This is a genomic window from Pseudomonas sp. 203-8 (assembly GCF_020708595.1).
In the GTDB taxonomy this organism is placed as follows: domain Bacteria; phylum Pseudomonadota; class Gammaproteobacteria; order Pseudomonadales; family Pseudomonadaceae; genus Pseudomonas; species Pseudomonas aeruginosa.
The window spans coordinates 632,353-650,608 of the sequence record NZ_JAJFDF010000003.1; the positions used below are offsets into that span (position 1 = coordinate 632,353).

At 62.2% G+C, this 18,256-nt stretch carries 23 protein-coding genes; 14 read left to right on the plus strand and 9 right to left on the minus strand.

Annotated features, from left to right (window positions below):
- The first annotated feature begins 123 nt into the window (after positions 1–123).
- The 5 genes from LJF27_RS09795 to LJF27_RS09815 are packed head-to-tail and all read left to right on the plus strand — an operon-like array spanning position 124 to position 4,718.
- Positions 124–555 carry a TIGR03757 family integrating conjugative element protein gene (locus LJF27_RS09795; RefSeq protein WP_079976612.1) on the plus strand — a complete coding sequence of 144 codons (432 nt, stop codon included), beginning with the start codon at positions 124–126 and terminating at the stop codon, positions 553–555.
- Positions 555–1,493 (plus strand): TIGR03756 family integrating conjugative element protein, encoded by a 939-nt coding sequence (locus LJF27_RS09800; protein ID WP_058167786.1) that lies wholly within the window; start codon positions 555–557, stop codon positions 1,491–1,493. The genes LJF27_RS09795 and LJF27_RS09800 overlap by 1 nt, the downstream gene beginning before the upstream one ends.
- Before the next feature lie 17 nt (positions 1,494–1,510).
- Positions 1,511–2,893, plus strand: a complete 1,383-nt coding sequence (locus LJF27_RS09805) for an integrating conjugative element protein (protein WP_058167785.1) — start codon at positions 1,511–1,513, stop codon at positions 2,891–2,893.
- Positions 2,893–3,210: a hypothetical protein gene (locus tag LJF27_RS09810; RefSeq protein ID WP_042157310.1), complete on the plus strand. Its 318-nt coding sequence runs from the start codon at positions 2,893–2,895 to the stop codon at positions 3,208–3,210. Before LJF27_RS09805 ends, LJF27_RS09810 begins: the two co-directional genes overlap by 1 nt.
- On the plus strand, positions 3,207–4,718 hold the full coding sequence (locus tag LJF27_RS09815; protein ID WP_042931133.1) for a conjugal transfer protein TraG N-terminal domain-containing protein: 1,512 nt from the start codon (positions 3,207–3,209) through the stop codon (positions 4,716–4,718). Before LJF27_RS09810 ends, LJF27_RS09815 begins: the two co-directional genes overlap by 4 nt.
- Positions 4,719–4,742: 24 nt before the next feature.
- Here LJF27_RS09815 and LJF27_RS09820 read toward each other — a convergent pair whose 3' ends face one another.
- Positions 4,743–5,087 (minus strand): hypothetical protein, encoded by a 345-nt coding sequence (locus LJF27_RS09820; protein WP_071536613.1) that lies wholly within the window; start codon positions 5,085–5,087, stop codon positions 4,743–4,745.
- Positions 5,088–5,206: 119 nt separating this feature from the next.
- Here LJF27_RS09820 and LJF27_RS09825 point away from each other — a divergent pair, with 119 nt between their 5' ends.
- Together LJF27_RS09825 and LJF27_RS09830 are read left to right on the plus strand one after the other, a co-directional pair.
- Complete coding sequence (locus LJF27_RS09825; RefSeq protein ID WP_003123374.1) at positions 5,207–5,479, plus strand: type II toxin-antitoxin system ParD family antitoxin; 273 nt, start codon at positions 5,207–5,209, stop codon at positions 5,477–5,479.
- Positions 5,480–5,482: 3 nt separating this feature from the next.
- Positions 5,483–5,833 carry a type II toxin-antitoxin system RelE/ParE family toxin gene (locus LJF27_RS09830; RefSeq protein ID WP_003123375.1) on the plus strand — a complete coding sequence of 117 codons (351 nt, stop codon included), beginning with the start codon at positions 5,483–5,485 and terminating at the stop codon, positions 5,831–5,833.
- 416 nt (positions 5,834–6,249) lie between these two features.
- On the opposite strand, the gene LJF27_RS09835 is transcribed toward LJF27_RS09830, so the two are convergent.
- Positions 6,250–7,395, minus strand: a complete 1,146-nt coding sequence (locus tag LJF27_RS09835; protein WP_033972292.1) for an EstA family serine hydrolase — start codon at positions 7,393–7,395, stop codon at positions 6,250–6,252.
- Positions 7,396–8,108: 713 nt separating this feature from the next.
- Here LJF27_RS09835 and LJF27_RS09840 point away from each other — a divergent pair.
- From LJF27_RS09840 to LJF27_RS09860, 5 genes are read left to right on the plus strand one after another with little or no spacing between them, the layout of a single operon-like run.
- Positions 8,109–8,615, plus strand: coding sequence for a chalcone isomerase family protein (locus tag LJF27_RS09840; protein ID WP_003123377.1), 507 nt, complete (start codon positions 8,109–8,111; stop codon positions 8,613–8,615).
- Positions 8,612–9,166, plus strand: a complete 555-nt coding sequence (locus LJF27_RS09845; protein ID WP_015503637.1) for a DUF3833 domain-containing protein — start codon at positions 8,612–8,614, stop codon at positions 9,164–9,166. The genes LJF27_RS09840 and LJF27_RS09845 overlap by 4 nt, the downstream gene beginning before the upstream one ends.
- Positions 9,163–9,468, plus strand: coding sequence for a DUF6482 family protein (locus LJF27_RS09850; protein WP_033972295.1), 306 nt, complete (start codon positions 9,163–9,165; stop codon positions 9,466–9,468). Before LJF27_RS09845 ends, LJF27_RS09850 begins: the two co-directional genes overlap by 4 nt.
- Positions 9,465–11,006 carry a cryptochrome/photolyase family protein gene (locus tag LJF27_RS09855; RefSeq protein WP_042931136.1) on the plus strand — a complete coding sequence of 514 codons (1,542 nt, stop codon included), beginning with the start codon at positions 9,465–9,467 and terminating at the stop codon, positions 11,004–11,006. The genes LJF27_RS09850 and LJF27_RS09855 overlap by 4 nt, the downstream gene beginning before the upstream one ends.
- Complete coding sequence (locus LJF27_RS09860) at positions 11,003–11,158, plus strand: DUF2256 domain-containing protein (protein WP_015503639.1); 156 nt, start codon at positions 11,003–11,005, stop codon at positions 11,156–11,158. The genes LJF27_RS09855 and LJF27_RS09860 overlap by 4 nt, the downstream gene beginning before the upstream one ends.
- Here the strand turns inward: LJF27_RS09860 and LJF27_RS09865 are convergent.
- From LJF27_RS09865 to LJF27_RS09895, 7 genes are all read right to left on the minus strand, one after another.
- The gene (locus LJF27_RS09865; RefSeq protein ID WP_023111836.1) at positions 11,123–11,614 is read right to left on the minus strand and encodes a DUF2878 domain-containing protein; all 492 of its coding nucleotides are present in this window, start codon (positions 11,612–11,614) and stop codon (positions 11,123–11,125) included. The two genes, LJF27_RS09860 and LJF27_RS09865, sit on opposite strands and share 36 nt — an antisense overlap.
- A complete protein-coding gene (locus tag LJF27_RS09870) occupies positions 11,614–12,882 on the minus strand; it encodes an SAM-dependent methyltransferase (protein ID WP_015503641.1) in 1,269 nt (422 codons plus the stop codon). Before LJF27_RS09870 ends, LJF27_RS09865 begins: the two co-directional genes overlap by 1 nt.
- Positions 12,854–13,669 (minus strand): DUF1365 domain-containing protein, encoded by an 816-nt coding sequence (locus tag LJF27_RS09875; protein ID WP_015503642.1) that lies wholly within the window; start codon positions 13,667–13,669, stop codon positions 12,854–12,856. The genes LJF27_RS09870 and LJF27_RS09875 overlap by 29 nt, the downstream gene beginning before the upstream one ends.
- Complete coding sequence (locus LJF27_RS09880; protein ID WP_033972298.1) at positions 13,666–14,913, minus strand: NAD(P)/FAD-dependent oxidoreductase; 1,248 nt, start codon at positions 14,911–14,913, stop codon at positions 13,666–13,668. The genes LJF27_RS09875 and LJF27_RS09880 overlap by 4 nt, the downstream gene beginning before the upstream one ends.
- A 3-nt stretch (positions 14,914–14,916) precedes the next feature.
- On the minus strand, positions 14,917–15,672 hold the full coding sequence (locus LJF27_RS09885) for an SDR family NAD(P)-dependent oxidoreductase (protein WP_003123384.1): 756 nt from the start codon (positions 15,670–15,672) through the stop codon (positions 14,917–14,919).
- On the minus strand, positions 15,669–16,091 hold the full coding sequence (locus tag LJF27_RS09890) for a nuclear transport factor 2 family protein (protein WP_033972300.1): 423 nt from the start codon (positions 16,089–16,091) through the stop codon (positions 15,669–15,671). Before LJF27_RS09890 ends, LJF27_RS09885 begins: the two co-directional genes overlap by 4 nt.
- Before the next feature lie 96 nt (positions 16,092–16,187).
- Positions 16,188–16,658 (minus strand): PAS domain-containing protein, encoded by a 471-nt coding sequence (locus LJF27_RS09895; RefSeq protein ID WP_042931140.1) that lies wholly within the window; start codon positions 16,656–16,658, stop codon positions 16,188–16,190.
- A gap of 127 nt (positions 16,659–16,785) precedes the next feature.
- Between LJF27_RS09895 and LJF27_RS09900 the strand changes: the two genes are divergently transcribed.
- Positions 16,786–17,679 carry a MerR family transcriptional regulator gene (locus tag LJF27_RS09900; protein ID WP_042931142.1) on the plus strand — a complete coding sequence of 298 codons (894 nt, stop codon included), beginning with the start codon at positions 16,786–16,788 and terminating at the stop codon, positions 17,677–17,679.
- 371 nt (positions 17,680–18,050) lie between these two features.
- Positions 18,051–18,256 (plus strand): transposase (locus tag LJF27_RS09905; RefSeq protein WP_086245387.1); only part of this gene is annotated, 206 nt, incomplete at its 3' end.

The following is an 18,256-nucleotide window of genomic DNA, read 5'->3' on the forward strand; positions in this document are numbered from 1 at the left end:
AACTAAGCAAACAACCGAAAATCCGCTAGAAAAATACTCCGTCGTCGCACTGATGATTTCCTGCTGCCCCATCGGAAGCGATCCTGTCTCCTGTCTGTACCTTCCTCGAACCGGTACAGACCCATGCCTCTTCATCACTCTCCCCCTGGCTGGCGGCCACAAACGCTGGTCGTTGGCTTACTACTGGTACTGCTGAGCGGCGCGAGCCAGGCCGAAACCTGGGTCATCACCGACAAGGCTCATCCGGTCACCGCCACCGGATCATCGCGAGTCCTGCTCCTGGATGCCCAGCAACACCTCGAGGAGCAACTGACTGCCGCCTTGCCCCAGGATCCACAGCATGCTCAAGCGGCGTTTAAGCGATTGCTACAAAGCCCCGATGGGCGCCGCCTGCAGGCAGAGCTGGTTAAGGCACAACAAGACGTCGCCGATGCGTGGAGTCTCGGTGTCGAGAAGATCCCTGCCGTAGTAGTCGACAGGCAGTACGTGGTCTACGGCGAACCGGATGTTTCGCGCGCTCTTGAGCTGATCGCCAAGGCCAGGAGGTCGCGCTGATGACCAGCCTCAACCTCCGCCGCCTGGCAGCGGCGGCCGCCACCTTCAGCCTCTCGTTCACGGCCTCGGCCGCGATCAACAGCGCCGCCATCGTCTCCTCCACCCTTTCCCCTCAGTGCCTCGAATACAAGGTCGTCGGGATCTGCTACTGGCTGCTCTGCGGCCCACATGGCTGCAAGGTGAAGACGTCGGTCAAGGTCCGCCACTACGTGCCTGACGCAGTCGTCTCCAGCTACGCGAATACCGGGAGCAACCCCTGGACCGAGGTGTCGGCGCTAGGCACACCGAGTCCACTCGCTCGGGCCGGCAATGACGCGACCACCAACTACAAGGCCGAGAACAGCATCGGCCGCTTCAAGGAAGCGGATGTGATCGGCCATCCTGGCGGGGCCACCTTCAGCCGGTTCGCCAGCGCCTCTGGGTACGTTTGCCCTGGCGCCACCTTCCCGCTGGTGCCGTACTTCCTCAGCACACTGGACGCCATTGGCTGGCGGCATGGAATTCCCGAGCAGGTGTACCCCGAAGCGTTGGTCCCAGGGCTGCGCGAGGTGGGTGGAATCTTCTCCGGCGATATGTGGGGGAACCTCTATCCGCGCAGCGGTTTCCTGCACCAGACCGACGACTACAAGACGGCAGCCGTCATCGCCCAGCGCGCCGGCGACATCACCACACGAGTCGGCCAACTCCACGTCTACCTTCCCATGCGCGCAGCCCCCAAGGACGGCTACTGGCCGGCGGGCGAGCTGAAAGAGGGCGATGCCTCGACCGGGAAATGGCAGGAGCTGACCCCATCCCTGAGCCTCAACTGCGCGGTGTTTCCCAACTCAGGGCCGAAGACGCAAGCCGTCGACGGCGATTACGCCTGGGCGCTCTGGCGACCCTACTCCTGCTGCCAGCGCAAGGGGCAGATCTTCCTCGGCAGTACCGACTTCCAATAAGGACACGGAGACGAATCATGCGAATGAACATCACCTCGGTCACACTGACGTGGCTGCTCGCAGCGCAACTTGCCCAGGCCGACGACCCGATCAACGTGTCCAAGACCGGCACGGTGCTCAGCGACGAGGTCCTCTACAGCATTGGCGGCGGCAGTGCGGTGAGCATGGGCAGCGCCGGCCAGATGGACTCGATCGGCGTCGGCTTCGGCTGGAACAACGACATGATGTGCGGAAACATGAACCTGAGCACCACCCTGGAGAACCAGCTCAACGGTGCCACACAGGGTTTCCAGAACATCATGGGCTCAGTCATCCAGAACGCGACCGGCGCGGTCATGTCGCTGCCGGCGTTGATCATCCAGCGCGCGAACCCTCAGCTCTACAACCTGATCACCAATGGCATCCTGCAGGCGCGGATCGACTACGACCGCTCGAAAGGGACTTGCAGAGCGATCGCCGAGAAGATGGCTGACATCGCTGGCGAGCAGACCGGCTGGGGGAAAATCGCCGAAGGCCAGGCCCTGGGCGCCACGCTGGCCTCTGGCGGGAAAGACGCCGTATCCGCCCTCGAAGCGGTGGAGAAGAAGGGCGGCAACGATGGCGTAACCTGGGTCGGTGGAGACAAGGCCGGCGGCTCCGGCCAGAAGCCCATTCGCATCGTCAACGACGTGACCCGGGCGGGCTACAACCTGTTGACCAGCCGCTCAGTGAATGACTCGTCGAGCGTGCCTTCCGCCACATGCAACAACGGCCTGGTCTGCAACACCTGGTCCTCCCCCCAGGAAGCCGCCGCGTTCGCCACCCGGGTACTGGGCGAACAACAGCAACAGACCTGCGAAGGCTGCCAGAAGACGGTGACGGCTGCAGGCGTCGGCCTGACCCCGCTGATCCAGGAGACCTACGACAAGAAGCTCCAGTCGCTGCAGGAGTTGCTGTCGAAAAGTAAGCCACTGACCGCCGAGAACCTGGCTGCGGCCGGCACCGATGCTCTGCCAATCACCCGCGGCGTCATCGAGGCGCTGCGCGACGAGCGTGACCAGGACGTCCTGGCGCGCCGCCTGGCGTCCGATGTCTCCCTGATGGACGTGCTCGGCAAGGCCCTGTTGTTGCAGCGCCTGATGTTCGCCGGCGCCAAGGAGCCCAACGTCGCCGCCAACGGCCTGGCCACCCAAGCCGTCGATCAGCAGACCAGCCTCCTGCAGCAGGAGATCTCCAATCTCAAGACCGAACTGGAGCTCCGTCGCGAGCTGGCCAGCAATTCGCCCATGCGGGTCATCGAGCGCGGGCAACAGCGCGCCGCAGGGTCCAGTGGTGTGTTCGAGTCGGCGCCCGATGCTGATCGCCTCGATCGCCTGCAGGCCCCCTCTGCCGCCGGCGGCAAGTCGGGAGGGAGACCGTGATGGCAGATACGCTCACCACCCGAAAGCTTATCGGCCAGCTACTGGTCGGAGTGCTGATCGTCATCGGACTGGCAGTGGTCGGTACGCTGCTCAGCCTCTTCGCCCTCAACCACTTCGGTGGCATCCAGGGCCTGGAGGCCTGGCGGCAAAGCAACTACTGGAGCTTGTTCGCCTGGCGGGCGCTGCTGTACTGCGCCCTGGCCATCGCCTGGTTCCGGCTCAAGCAGCGCATTCGGCGGATCGAGATCCTGGTGCTGTTGCTGGTCCTGCTCATCGAATTCAGCAAAGCCTACTTCCGCACGGGAGGCGCAGCATGACCTTCATGACCAATGACTACCTGGAGTATTACCTCACCCTCCTCGGCTGGATCATCAACAACGGGATCTGGAACATGATCTCGGACACGGGCCTGTTTGCGGTGCCGTTCGCGGCCATCGTAATGCGCGAATGGCTGAAAGTTCGCGGGGAAGGCGCCGACGAGGGCAACAAGGGCGTGCTGTCTCTGGCCCGCATCGAGACGCACATCTACGTCGGCTACATCGTGGTCGCCCTGGCGGGGATCCCGGTCGTCAACGTGAGCTTCGACACCATCGAGTTCGACCAGACTCGCGCCCAGCAGTGCCAATACAATCTGCCGGCACCGGCGGACACCGGCTGGTCGAGCTCCTTCAGCAGCCTGGCCGGCAAGAGTGCGCAGATGCCGCTCTGGTGGGCGATGATGCACGCCCTGTCCAAGGGCTTCACCAGCGGCGCCATCGCGGCCATTCCGTGCGGCACGGATCTGCGGCAGATGCGAATGGAAGTGGACAACACGCGCGTGAACAATCCGCTGCTGGCACAAGAAATCGCTGATTTTTCCAGGGACTGCTACGGGCCTTCCCGTGCGCGGCTGTTCATGCGGCAACCCGACCTGGGCTCCGTCGCCGAGGACAACAAGGCGTTGCAAGACCTGAACTGGATCGGCTCCCGATTCCTGTTGAACACCCCGGGGTACTACGACACCGACTACTCGAAGAGTCCCCGTCAGTCGTGGCCCTACAACGCCACCCGCGATGCCGGCCTGCCTCAGGTGGGCGGTGGTGGCGGCTACCCAACCTGCAAGCAGTGGTGGGCTGACTCAGGGATCGGCTTGCGTGATCGGATCAAGGGCCAGGTGGATCCGGACCTGATGACCAGCTTCCTCAAGTGGGCGAAATGGTTGAACCAGGACGAGGTGACCGAGGCTGTCATTCGCCAGGTGATCTCACCCTCCAGCCAGGTCAAGGGCAACGTCTACACCGATTACGGCGGGCAGGTAGGCGGAACCGTCTGGAATGGACTGGCTCGTGCCGGAGGCACCCTCGGAGTGGCAATGGGCAGCCTGGCCTACTTCCCAGCGATGGATATGGTCCGCCAGGCGCTGCCGATGGTGATGTCGTTCCTGAAGATGGCCATGATCATCTGCATTCCGATGGTCCTGGTCATTGGCACCTATCAACTGAAAGTTGCCATGACGATGACGGTCGTCTTCTTTGCGATGATGTTCGTCGACTTCTGGTTTCAGTTAGCCAGATATATCGACAGCACGATACTTGATGCCTTCTATGGTTCGGGGTCACCGCATCTTTCGTTCGACCCAGTCATGGGGCTCAATACGGCGACTCAAGATGCAATCTTGAACTTCGTGATGGGTTCTATGTTCATTGTTTTACCTCTGCTGTGGATGACAGCGATCGGCTGGTCCGGAATTCAAGCAGGGTCTGTACTGAACGGATTGAGCAGAGGGACCGAAGGTGTTCAAGCCGCCGGCAAGGAAGCAGGAAATAGAGTTAAAAACGCGGTTTGAAAAAGTATAAAGCCATTACCGGGGCTAGTCCCGGTAGTGGTGAGCTGCCTGATAGTCAAACAGCTCTGCTACAGATTCAGTTTCAGCTTGAGAAGTCATTGTTGTGACATCTCGACTTGGAGAATCTTTGGAGACGGTGATATCCCCTTTAACTAAGGCAACCCCCACCAGAAAGACACACAGTAGAGTCATTGATACCCCAGCAAGCCACATAAAGTTCTGTGACACTACAAGAGCTGCTAACAAGAATAGGCTAACTCGCTTAACCCAACGTAGAGCTGGACGGCGATCATGCAGGCAGAAGCGCACAAACGTGCCCAGACCGAAACCGGCCCGGGAGGCGAAACCTTTGCTTGCGTGTGCGTTCATGATCAATCTCCTGGATCCAAAAGGAAGGCATCCTGCTATCCAGCTATACGATGAAATGAGTGAAATGGCAAGCCCTGTGGCATATTATGCCACTAGCTATCTGTGGACTGGAGCATCCCATGGCAACTCGAAACGTCGTCCTTCCTGATCCGATGGAGCAGGACATCAACGAACTAGTGGAGACCGGCCGCTATCAAAACCGCAGCGAAGTCATCCGGGCAGGCTTGCGCCTGCTGCTGCAACAGGAAGCCCAGAATAGCGCCAAGCTCGAAGCCCTCCGCAACGCAACATCCAGTGGGCTGATGCAACTGGAACGCGGCGAGTACGACGAGATCACCAGCGACGACCTGGCCCAATACCTCGACGAGCTCGGCAACCAGGCGAGCCACTGAAGCATGGCCAAGTACCGCATCTCCCATGGAGCCCAAGCGGACATCGTCGATATCCTGCGCTTCACCCACAACCGCTTCGGCGATGCCGCGCGCCGACGTTACCAGGCACTCATAGGGGCGGTGCTGGAAGCAGTTGCGACAGACCCACAACAGGTAGGCAGCATCAGCCGTGAAGAACTGGGAGCTGGGCTGCGCAGTATCCATCTCGTTTACTGCCGCTCGATGCCCAACGTCGGTAAGGTTGTTCGGCCCAGGCACCTCGTCTTCTACCGGGTTGCGACAGACCATGTGCTCGAGGTGGTTCGCGTGCTACACGACTCCATGGATTTGGATCAACACCTGCCTCCTCAATGAGCAGCCGTAGCAGGAGCAAATGGCCCAAAGGGGAAATGGCTTGAAAGGTGAAGGGAATGGTTCACAAGGGTAAAAGCCCTACCCGAAAGGGCCTGCCGGAAGGCAGAAATGGCTACGTTCGCACCGGCGAACGGCAAGAAAGGGCCACCGGTTCACGCCTAGCAACAGGTTCTCTCATTACAATGCGCTAGCTTGATAGAGCGGTGGCAATCGGCCGTTTACTGCCATTTGCAAACTTCACAATTCCGATCTGAAGGTGCGATGTCGATTGGAACAGAGAGCCAAGCCTCACCCCTCTCAGCTACTCAGGAGAAGGAGGTGTTTTGGCGGGCCAATCCTCCCCATAACTGAGCCCTTCTACAACGCCAACCACACCCGGCGCTGACGACCACCACTCTTCCATACATTTATCTATTTCACAGCGCAGCATAGCAGCGCTCCGCCAATGCCCTGGGACGTGGATCCATCAGTACATGGCCGCCCATGGTGGTGGTAACGAAGGCGAAGCTCAGGTTACGTTCCGGGTCGGCAAAGGCGACCGGACCGCCGAGACCGACATGGCCGAACGCCTTCTGCCCCATACAGTACGAGGCCACCGGATCGGCAGCGTTTTCCAACATGCAGCCCAAACCGTAGCGCATCGGCCGGCACAACGTCCGGTCGATGCCACAGCTTTGCTCCTGGTGAAAGTCGCGCAGCAGTTCGGTGCCGATGAGGCGTCCACCCAGCAGAGCGCTGTAGAAGCCCGCAAGGCCATGGGCAGTAGCATGGCTGCAGGCACCAGGTTGGTGGTAGGCCCACCAGCGGGGGTCGCTGGTATTCTTCGAAGACATGCTTGGATTGGTGAACGCTAGGGTAGCGACATCCCCAGGTCGATTGACAATGATTTCGCGCAGCTCCCGGGCGTAGTGTTCACCCTGGCGACCCGCGGCGTACTCGAAGTGAGCGATCCGCTGGAAATCCTCCGCCGCCACGCCCGCATGCACTTCCAGCCCCAGCGATCGGGTGATCCGCTCCTGGATGAAGGCCTGCGAATCCCTGCCGTCGACCCGCCTGATCAGCTCACCGAGGATCCACCCGTAAGTCGTCGCGCCGTACCCCAATTCCATCCCCGGAGCCCACCATGCGGGCTCGGCGGCCACCGCCTCCACCATCGCCTCCCAGTCATACATTATTGGGGTTCGATCTGGAGGACGCAACGCGGGCAGGCCGCTGGTATGGCAGAGAACCTGACGCAGAGTAATTCGCTCCTTGCCGTTCTGCGCGAACGCCGGCCAGTAGGCGCACACTGGCACGTCCAGCCCCAGCCGGCCCTCCTCTACCAGCATGAGCGCGGCCACGGCGGTAACTGGCTTGATCACGCAATAGGCGTTAACCAAGGTATCGCGCTGCCAGGGAACCTGCCCATGGAGGTCGGCGACACCCGCCCACAGATCGACGACCGTCCCCCCTTCGACCTGTACGCACAGACCGGCGCCGCGCTCGGCTGGATTGTCGAAGATCGCCTCGAACACCTGGCGGACCTCCTCGAAGCCACTTGCGCAGTGTCCTTTCGCTTCCATCGATGGCCACTCCCATCAAGCCGCAATGCCTTGAAACTCTATCGGCGAAGCGCTGGGGAGAGCTGACCCAGGTCAACCGAGGCTCGGCGTAAGCGCGCTCAACTCCCTGCCTGAACTAGCAGTTGCCTACAGTCTGTGGGGCGTGGTCTCGACGGGCAGCCTAGGATATTCCGTCAGTGGGCCAGGGGGCTGCTGTTGGAAATCTGTGCAGTTCAGGCTGCTGTTTGTGGCGAGGCTTGGCATCTGCAATTACCACTGCAGCCATTGCACCACGATTCGCCCTTTCATAAGAGCGAAAACGTATTGCGGTCGACTGACCCAGTGAATGTTCTGGTGGGTCGCGGATACTCGTAACACACCGCTAAAGACCTTCTAGTAGCCACTCGCAAAGGGCTGCTACCAGCCAGAGGCGAGCGCCTCGGACCAAGCTAGAAAAGCAGGCGTTGTCAGGGCACTGCTAACACCACTCAAGCAAAAAACCAAGTTCGATTTCGCCTTCTGATACCGGTTCGCCTCAAATGCAGCGATCCAGATGAGCCCCGCAGCCGAATGTCCCCAATGCCAAGCCCCACGCAGGGTGGCTCAGTAGCCTGCGAAGAATCATCCCTCGCCAAAATCTGTACATTTGAAAATTTATGTACAATTATTAGCAAAACAAACGACGAGATGCCCCCATGCGTCAGTCATTTCTCCTGCGTGCAATCGGCCTGAGCATGGCGCTGTGGTGTGGCATCTGGAGCGCGCCTGGATGTGCGGAATGGCAGCGGGATCTGCCGGATGCCGTGCAGATCGGGCAAGGGCAGTTCACCTGGTACGGTGTTCCGATCTACCACGCGAGCCTATGGAGCGCGGCCAAGCCGGCCGGATGGGAACACCCCTTCGCGCTGGAACTGGTCTATCGGCGAGACCTGTCGCTGGAAACGCTGGTGCAAAGCAGTGTTAACGAAATGCAGCGTCTGGGTGCCAACGACGAGCGCTTACTGACACGCTGGGCCGCCGAAATGCGCAAGGCCTTCGTCGATGTGCGCGCCGGACAAAGGATCACCGGTGTCTACCTGCCTGAACAAGGCTGCCGGTTCTACGTCGATGGAGCGTTTCGGCACGCGGTGGCGGATAGCGGATTCGCCCGGGCGTTCTTTTCGATCTGGCTGGACCGGCGTACACGCAATCCCGAACTGCGCCGGGAGTTGCTGGGCCTGAACGGAGTGGACGAATCATGAACCTGAACTTCCGCTTACTTCTCCTCTCGTGCTGTCTCCTGCTGGGCAGTTGCGGCAACGTCGGGGTCGAGAGATATACCGCGCAGCGTCCCTCGCTGGACCTGCCGGCATTCTTCTCCGGCCCAGTGCAGGCCTGGGGCATTTTCCAGAAGCCGTCCGGCGAAGTGGTCAAGCGTTTCAAGGTGGACATCACCAGCCGCCGCGAGGGCGAGCGGCTAATCCTCGACGAGCGCTTCCTGTATAGCGATGGCACCCGCCAGCAGCGGGTCTGGACCTTGACGCCAGAGGGGCACGGGCGCTGGCTTGGGCGCGCCGCCGATGTCGTCGGCGAGGCGTCCGGGGAAATCGCCGGCAATGCCCTGCGCTGGCGCTATCGTCTGAACCTGGAGGTGGATGGCCGGACCTGGGAAGTGAGCTTCGACGACTGGATGTACCTCATGGACGAAGACACCCTGATCAATCGCTCGAGCATGAGCAAGCTGGGCTTCGAGCTTGGCCAGGTGACGCTGTTCTTCCGCCGCCAGGCTGGCGCACCGGGGAGCATCAAATGACGTTGCAGGAACTCCATGAGGCCGCGGCGGCCGGTCGGGTCGAAGGCCTCGACGTCGTCTCCCTGGAAGGCGGCTTTTACATCGTCCAGGTGCGCCAGGCCAACGGCCTGAAACGACTCTGCGACGAAAGCGGACAGGTACAGCACCTGCGCTCCACCACCCAGGTCCGCACCTTGCTGGCCGAGCTTGGACCGCTCCCCTGTGAACTGATCCAGCACTGCGTCCACGACGAGATGGGCGCCGCCCGTGAAACAAACGTGCAGCCTCTGCGCATCCCGATCGCCCTGAGGCCATCGTCGTGACGCACAAGGCACGGCGGCTGGGGCTGCTACTGGGCGACCAGCTCAGCTTCGATCTGTCGCTGTTCGATGCACTGGATCCGGCCCAGGACACGATACTCATGGCGGAGGTGAATGAAGAGGCGCGCTACGTGCCCCACCATCCGCAGAAGATCGTGCTCATCTTCAGCGCCATGCGCCACTTCGCCCAGGCGTTGCGGGAACGCGGCTGGCGAGTGATCTACACCAGGCTGGACGATGCCGACAACAGCGGCAGCATTGCCGGCGAGGTGCTTCGCTGGCATGCCACCCTGGGTGAACCGGCCGTGCATTTCACCGAATGCGGCGAGTGGCGACTGGAGCAGGCGCTGCGCCAGTGCGGGATACCGCTGGCCTGGCATGAAGATCGCCGCTTTCTCTGCTCCCGAGCCGAGTTCGTCCACTGGGCGGGCAATCGCCAGACGCTGCGCATGGAGCATTTCTACCGCGTGATGCGCCGGCGCACCGGCCTGCTGATGGAGCCCAGTGGCCAACCTGTCGGCGGGCACTGGAACCTTGACGCCGACAACCGCAAGCCCTTGCCCCGAGGAACGGCAGGGCCGTTCGCGGCACGCTTCGGCCAGGACTCCATCACCCGCGAAGTGATGACGCTGGTGGCCGAATATTTCAGCAACCATTACGGTCGCCTCGACAGCTTCGACTATCCGGTGACTCACGAGCAAGCCCGGGAACTCTGGCGGCACTTCCTGGAGTTCGCTCTGCCGGCGTTCGGCGACTATCAGGACGCCATGGCCGAGGGTGAGCCTTATCTCTTCCATGCGCGCATCAGCGCTGCGCTGAACATCGGATTGCTCGACGTTCGCCAACTGGCGGCGGACGTCGAAGAGGCCTATCGCCAAGGGCAGGCCCCGCTCAACGCGGCGGAGGGATTCATCCGCCAACTGATCGGCTGGCGCGAATACGTCCGCGGCATCTACTGGCTGCGCATGCCGGATTACGCGGAGCTCAACGGTTTCGGGAATCGCCGGCCGTTGCCCGCATTCTACTGGACCGGCCAAACAGACATGCGCTGCATGGCCCAGGCGATCGGCCAGACCCTGGAGCTGGGTTACGCGCACCACATCCAGCGGCTGATGGTCACCGGCAATTTCGCCCTGCTGGCTGGCATCGCGCCGGCGGCCATCTGCGACTGGTACCTGGCGGTCTACCTGGACGCCTTCGATTGGGTCGAGTTGCCCAACACGCTGGGCATGGTGATGCACGCCGACGGGGGCTACCTCGGGTCGAAACCCTACTGCGCAAGCGGCCGCTACATCCAGCGGATGTCCGATCACTGTGGCGCCTGCCGCTACCGAGTGGACAAAGCCACGGAAGACGACGCTTGCCCGTTCAACGCGCTCTACTGGCATTTCCTCATGCGGCACCGCGACCGTCTCGGGCACAACCCTCGCCTGGCCATGCCCTACCGTAACCTGCAGCGCATGGGCGATGAGCGCTGCCTCGCCCTCTGGCAACGCGGCGAAGCGCTGCTGAGACGTCTGGACGCGGAGTTGCCGCTATGAAGAAAGCCCATCTGCCGGAAAAGACCTGTGCTGTCTGCGGCCACCCCTTCACCTGGCGGCGACGCTGGGCAAGATGCTGGAATGACGTTCGCTATTGCTCCGAGCGCTGCCGGCGCTCACCAGCGAAGCGCCAGCTTCAGCATCAGGGGTAGCCAGACGGCCCAGACCAGCGCCAATACCACGGCTGAGGCGCCATTGCCCCAGGGCAAACCAACACCGGCCAGCGATGCGCCGCCCCAGTAGGCCAACGGCCCACCCGCCGCGCCCAACAGGCCTCCCCACCACGCGGGGCTCGCGGCCCATGCAAGACAGTGCCGCAGACCGCTGGCGAACACCAACCAGAGCAACGCCAGCCATACCGGTAGGATTTCGCCATGAAAATCGAACAGGCCGAGCACACCCAACAGCACATCCAGCACACAACCCGCCACGCCAACCGTGAGGATTGCCAGGCACTCCCCTGCCCTTTGCCGACACAGCCAGAGATGCGCAATCAGCCCGGCCGCCACCGCCGCAAGCAAGGCGACATGTTGCGCCCCCAGCACGCACCCCCACCACCCCAGCTGCAGCCACAGGGCATTGCCAATCAGCCAGCCGCGGCTAGACATCAGGCTTCCAGATGATCCACCAGGGCCGCCTTGCGCGCGGCCGGCCCCGCCCATAGCAGGTGCGCCACGCCGATGGCGCGCTCCTCGAAGCCGCCCTGGCAGTAGCACAGGTAGAACTCCCACAGGCGCTGAAAGTGCTCGTCATAACCCAGTTCCAGCAACTCGGCACGCGACTGGCGCAGGTTCTCGCGCCAATGCCGCAACGTACGGGCGTAGTCGGCGGCGAAGTCTTCGAGCTGCACGAGGTTGAGCTGCGTGTGGTTCGTGGCGGTCTGCAACAGTACGGTGATCGATGGCAGCGCACCGCCGGGAAAGATGTAGCGCTGGATGAAGTCTACCGAGCGACGAGCCTGCTCGTAGCGCTGGTCGCGGATGGTGATGGCCTGCAGCAGCATCAGTCCGTCATCCTTGAGCAGCGCCGCACAGCAACGAAAGTACTCGGGCAGGTAGCGATGGCCGACGGCCTCGATCATTTCGATGGAGACCAGCTTTTCGAAGCGCCCGCGCAGGTCGCGATAGTCCTGCAGCAGCAGCGTGACGCGATCCTCCAGGCCGTAATGACGGATTCGTCGCTCGACACAGGCATACTGCTCCCGCGAGAGCGTCGTCGTCGTCACCCGACAGCCATAATGCGTCGCGGCGTGGAGCGCCAGGCTGCCCCAGCCGGTGCCGATTTCCAGCAGGTGGTCCTCCGGTCGCAGGTCCAGCTTGCGGCAGATGACATCGAGTTTTTGCAGTTGCGCCTGTTCGAGGCCCTGCTCAGGGCTGGAGAAGATCGCCGAGGAGTACATCAGGGTGGGGTCGAGCAGGCGCTCGAACAGGTCATTGCCCAGGTCGTAATGGGCCATGATGTTGCGCTGCGAACCGCGCCGGCTGTTGCGGTTCAGCCAGTGCAGCAGCCTGAGCGCCGGGCGCCCCAGCCTGGCCAGTCCACCCTCCAGCGCATCGAGTGCGTCCAGGTTGGCGACGAACAAGCGGGTCACCGCCGCCAGGTCCGGACTGCTCCAGTAGCCCTGGATGTAGGCCTCGCCAGCACCGATCGAACCGTTGCAGGCAACCATGCCCCACAACGCCTCGTTCCGCACGTCGATCACCGCTCGCAACGGACTGAGCCGGTCACCGAAATCCAGCACGGTTTCCCCATGACGCACCTGCAACCAGCCCTGGCGCAACAGGCGCAGGCGCCCCATGACTGCCTGCCGCAGCAGGCTTCCCGCCAGCGGGGCAGTGATTAGGGCCTTACCGGCGCTCAGGGTGGGGTCGGTCATGGTCGGACTCCTTCTGTACGATGTGCCCGACACTCAGGCAGTCAACGCTTGCCTGGTGGTCATGCACGGGAATGCGTTTGAGCAGCAGGCGCAGGGCCTGCCAGTAGATGGCGGTGACGGTGCGCAGGCTCATCCAGGGGAAAGCCAGCAGATGACGGCGCAGCGCAGCGGCGTCGAGCGTCTGGCGTTGCAGGTCGAGGCTGGCCTGGAACATCAATTGCTCCTCATGCCAGTTCTCCATGTGCACGTGCACGCGCGACTCCCCGATCAGGAAGCGCATGCGGTATTGCATGTGCCGTGGTAGGAAGGGGGATACGTGAAACGCCTTCGCCACCGCAAACTCCTGCGGTGCGCCAGACGCAACGGCAAACACGTAGTGAAAGCGCTCCCGCCAGGGCGTGTTGCGCACCTCGCAAAGAATGGCGGCCAGACGGCCATCGGCGTCATGACAGAAATAGAAGCTGACCGGGTTGAACCACAGCCCCCAACTGCGCAGTTGGGTCAGCAACTCGATTCGCCCCGTGGGCGCTTCGCCCAGGGCCTCGCGCAACAGACAACGTACCGCCTCCGCCAGCGGCAGCCCCTGGCTCGTCCATGCCGGCAGATAATCGCGTTCATCCCAGCTCAGCGGCGCGAACCGGTTAGCCCGCAGCAACGGAGAGAGCTGCAGTAGCTGCGGCTGTTCTGCAAGGTCCAGCAGGATCATGCCGACCGGATAGCGAAAGGCGTGCAACCGCGGCAGGACCCGCCGGTGGCTGACCCAACCGCGGCACAGGCAGCTGTTCACAGCTGCTCTCCGAAGTGATCGGCCACTTCCAGTGCACTGACCACGCCGTCCTCGTGGAAACCGTTGCCCCAGTAGGCACCGCAGAAGTAGCTGTGGTGATGCCCCTGCAACTCGGCGCGGCGCGCTTGTGCCGCCACGCCCGCCAGGCTGAACTGGGGATGCGCATAGTCGAAGCGCGCCAGCACCTGGGTCGGATCGATCTGCTCGCTCTGGTTGAGACTGACACAGAAGGTCACCGGCGCCTCGATGCCTTGCAGAATGTTCATGTCGTAGGTCAGCGCGGCCGGCGCCTGCGTCGGCCCACCGAGCCGGTAGTTCCAGCTCGCCCAGGCAAGACGTCGTCTGGGCAGCAGACGCGTGTCGGTGTGCAGGACGACCTCGTTGCTGGCGTATGTCAGCGCGCCGAGCACATCGCGCTCTTGCGGCGTAGGGGAGTCCAGCAGGCCCAGGACCTGGTCGCTGTGACAGGCGAACACCACCTTGTCGAAACGTTCGCAGCCGGCGGCACTGAGAATCTCCACCCCCTGCCCGTCCCGCTTGACCCGTTGCACCGGGCAAGACAGCCGAATGCTCTGGCGAAAGCTCGCGCTCAAGGGGGCTACGTAACTCCGTGACCCACCTTCCACCACCCGCCACTGAGGCCGCTCGCTGACGGAAAGCAAACCGTGATTGGCGAAGAAGCGCACGAAGAACTGCAGCGGGAAATCCAGCATGCGCTCCGGCGACATCGACCAGATGGCGGCGCCCATGGGCACGATGTAATGATCGATGAAGCGGGCGCCATAGCCATCGGCTCGCAGATAGTCGCCCAGCGTCAACGACGCTGGAATGCGTTGTTCGGCCAGATCCTCGAGGGCCGTGCGATTGAATCGGAGAATGTCCCGCAGCATTCCCCAGAAGCCCGGAGACAGCAGATTGCGCCGCTGGGCGAACAGCGTGTTTAGGTCATGGCCGTTGTACTCCAGCCCGCTGGCCGGATCGTGCACTGAGAAGCTCATCTGCGTGGGCCGCGACGCGACGCCCAGGTGTTCCATCAGTTGGATGAAACGCGGATAGGTCCAGTCGTTGTAGACAATGAAACCGGTATCCACGGCGTAACGCCGCCCCTGCCAATCGATGTCGACGGTGTGGGTATGCCCGCCAATCCAGTCGGCAGCCTCGAAGACGGTCAGCTCGTGCTGACGAGCCAGCAGGTAGGCGCAGGTCAGCCCGGAGATGCCGCTGCCAATGATCGCGATGCGCATGGCTCAGGCCTCCGCCGGCGGACGCGCCAGGCGCCGCCCCAGGCCCAGGCGCCAGCGCGCCGGCAGCCGGCCCAGCAGCTTCAGCGCCAGAACGAAGGCAAACGGGAAGGCGATCTCTAAAGGGCGGGAATCCAGCCTCGCGACGATATGTTCGGCGGCGCGCCGGGCTGGCCACAGCATCGGCATGGGAAAGTCATTGCGCCGTGTCAGCGGTGTGTCGACGAAGCCAGGACTGACTAGGGTGAGGTCGACACCCTCCTCCGCCAGATCGATCCGCAACGACTCCACCAAGTACCGCAAGCCCGCCTTGGAGGCACCGTAGGCACCGGCACGCGGTAGGGCCAGCCAGGTCACCGCACTGCCGATGATCACCAGATGCGGGCGCTGGCAGTGGCGCAGCAAGGGCAACGCGGCCTCGATGCAATTCGCCGTCCCGATGAGATTGGTCGTGACAACGCGCCGCACCAGGGCGGCGTTGAAGAGCCCAGGCTCCAGGTATTCGCAGGTTCCGGCATTGAAGATGACACGATCCAGACCGCCCCACGCCTGCCCAATGGAGCGGGCAGCCACGGCGACTTGGTCCGCGTCCGCGATATCCGCGGCGACTATCAGCACCTGCCCCGGATAGCGCTGCGCCAAGGTCTCGAGCGATTCCGCCCGGCGCGCCGTCAGCGCCAGGTGGTGACCGTCCGCGAGCAGCCGTTCGGCCATGGCAGCGCCCATGCCGCTGCTGGCCCCGGTCAGCCAGACGCGGGTCATGCCAGCCTCCGCTTGAGCCAGCCGATGACGCCGCCCATTACCGGCAGATGCTCGTAAAGCAGCGCTCCAGCGTCGAAATAATCCCGGTGGTAATCGACCCGCTCGCTCCATCGCAGAAAGCTGCAGCCATCCAATGAGATCAGTCCGCCGCCAGCCAGCCTCGCGTGGCGAAAGTTCAAGGTCCAGCGCAGGTATCCGCTGCCCTGCGCGACTTCGTCAAAACCATGGAAGTCGTAGCGCAGTTCGCGAACATTGAGGTAGATCGATTCGAAATAGCGGCGCAGCTCGGCTAGCCCTTCCACCCGGTGCAGCGGGTCCTGGAAGTGCACATCCTGGCTATACAGCTCATCCAACCGATGAAGGCTCGTGGCATCCAGCGTGGCAAAACGTTCGGCGAAGGGCTGCAGGAACGAAGACATGGGAAGCTCCGATAATTTCTGTACAGATTAAAATTTCTGTACAGGCATGATCGAAGCCTACGGCAAAAATTGTACAAATCAAGAGATTTTGTACAATTATTTTGGTAAAAAACTGTTCCTTCCCTGCTCGGCGGTAGCCAATTGACGCTTGAGCTCGGCCACTTCCGCCTCCAGTTGCCTGACCCGCTCCAGCGCCGCGACCTCAGTACTGACATCGCGCTGGATGCCGATGAAATAGGTGAGGTGATCCGCCTCGTTGCGTACCGGCGTGATGGAGAGTTCGTTCCAGAACGGCGTGCCATCCTTGCGGAAGTTGCGCAGCACCTCGCGGCAGGGTTGGCCACTGCTTATTGCTTCGCGGATAGCCGCCAGCCCTGGTTGCTGCCGCTCAGCTCCCTGGAGAAACCGGCAATCGCGGTAGAGAATGTCATCCACGGCATAGCCGGTCAGGTGCTCAAAGGCGCGATTTGCGTAGATAAGGATGCTGTCATCACCCTCCTGCTCAGCCACCACGACACCGTCGTTGGAGGCTTCGACCATCAATTGCAGCAGCTTGGCGTTGATCATCGCGGCGTTCCCGTCCGGTTTTTAATCATCTGCCTAGGGTAGTCGGCTAGCTTCGCGATGCCCAGCGCGCTCATGGGCGTAGGCGCTGGTTTACAATCCCCGTACCTTCGCCTCCCCTGGCCGCGCCATGAACGACATTATCGACACTGACCTGCTGCCCATGCGTGAGATCGTGCGCCTCACCGGCGTCAATCCGGTAACCCTGCGCGCCTGGGAGCGACGCTATGGTCTGGTGAACCCGATACGCACCGAGGGAGGCCACCGCATGTATACCCGAGGCGATCTGCAGATCATCCTGGACATCCTGCTCTGGTCCAGCCGGGGCATTGCGGTCGGCAAGATCGGCGAACTCCTCGCCAAATCCAGGCGCCCAGAACCGGAGCAGGCCGACGACGAACTGCTGCAATGGCGCGAAGCGTTCGAGCGGGCCAGTGCAGCGTTCGACCTAGATACACTCGATCGTCTTTACGGCCAGGCCTACAGCCTCTACCCGATCCTCACCCTGCTAGAGGACATCCTCCAGCCACTGTGGCGCTCCCTTCTGACGCTCAATACCTTTGGCTCCCGCAGCCAGTGGCTATTTCTCGATGCCTTCCTGCGCTCCCGTGTCCTCATGCACCTGCAGATGAGCCGCACGAGCGAAGCCTACGTCTTGCTGTCGGACGCCACAGGAAATCTCCGGGAGTTCGAATTGCTGGCGATGGCACTTATGCTCAGCAACGATGGAGTCCAGGTCCGGCCCCTTTCACCAGGCGCGCCACTGGAGGAATTGCCATTGCTCTGCCAAGCGATGCAGCCAGCCGCCCTGGTGCTTTTGGCCCATGTCGCGCTGGCCGGCGAAGGGTTCAAACGCCTGGAGCGCCTGCAACTGGCTATTGACTGCCCGCTGGCAGTGACCGGAGAGGCGGCGCAGGACATAGCGAGCGAGCTACGCGGCGTCTCTCTCACCGATCTCGGCAACAGCCCGACAGACGCTCGGCGTCGCCTGCGCGCTTTAGTGCAGGGAAAATTGCAGCTCTGAGTCGCCACTTCTGAATCGCGGGAACCGCCGACGAATCGAGAGGAGGCCGCCCCCTCCTGCGTCTTCGGACCTTCTCTATGAGGTGCATGCTGCCGCTGGCTGAGAGCAGCTATCGGCCAAAAGCGGCCTGTTGCACAGATCAGAACCTACAGCTGTCGCCCCTTAATCGGTACTGAAGAGCTCAAATATGCCGAGGTAGGTTACGCCACCTGTCTGTTAACAGGCGATCACAAACCTCCCTATCAGACGCTCGATGCACACATCAATCACCGAGACAGCTAGCTGAACACTGCTGTAAGCAATGCCTGTAGTGGTCTACTGATCCCGGACACCGATTTAGGCGAAAATCCTCGCCGTGAGAGAGGTGTCTGATGAGCAAGCAACGACGTACGTTTTCCGCCGAGTTCAAACGAGAGGCCGCGGCCCTGGTGTTGGACCAAGGCTACAGCCATATCGACGCCTGCCGTTCGCTGGGGGTGGTGGATTCGGCCTTGCGCCGTTGGGTGAAGCAGCTCGAGGCGGAGCGCCAGGGTGTGACCCCGAAGAGCAAGGCGTTGACGCCTGAGCAGCAAAAGAT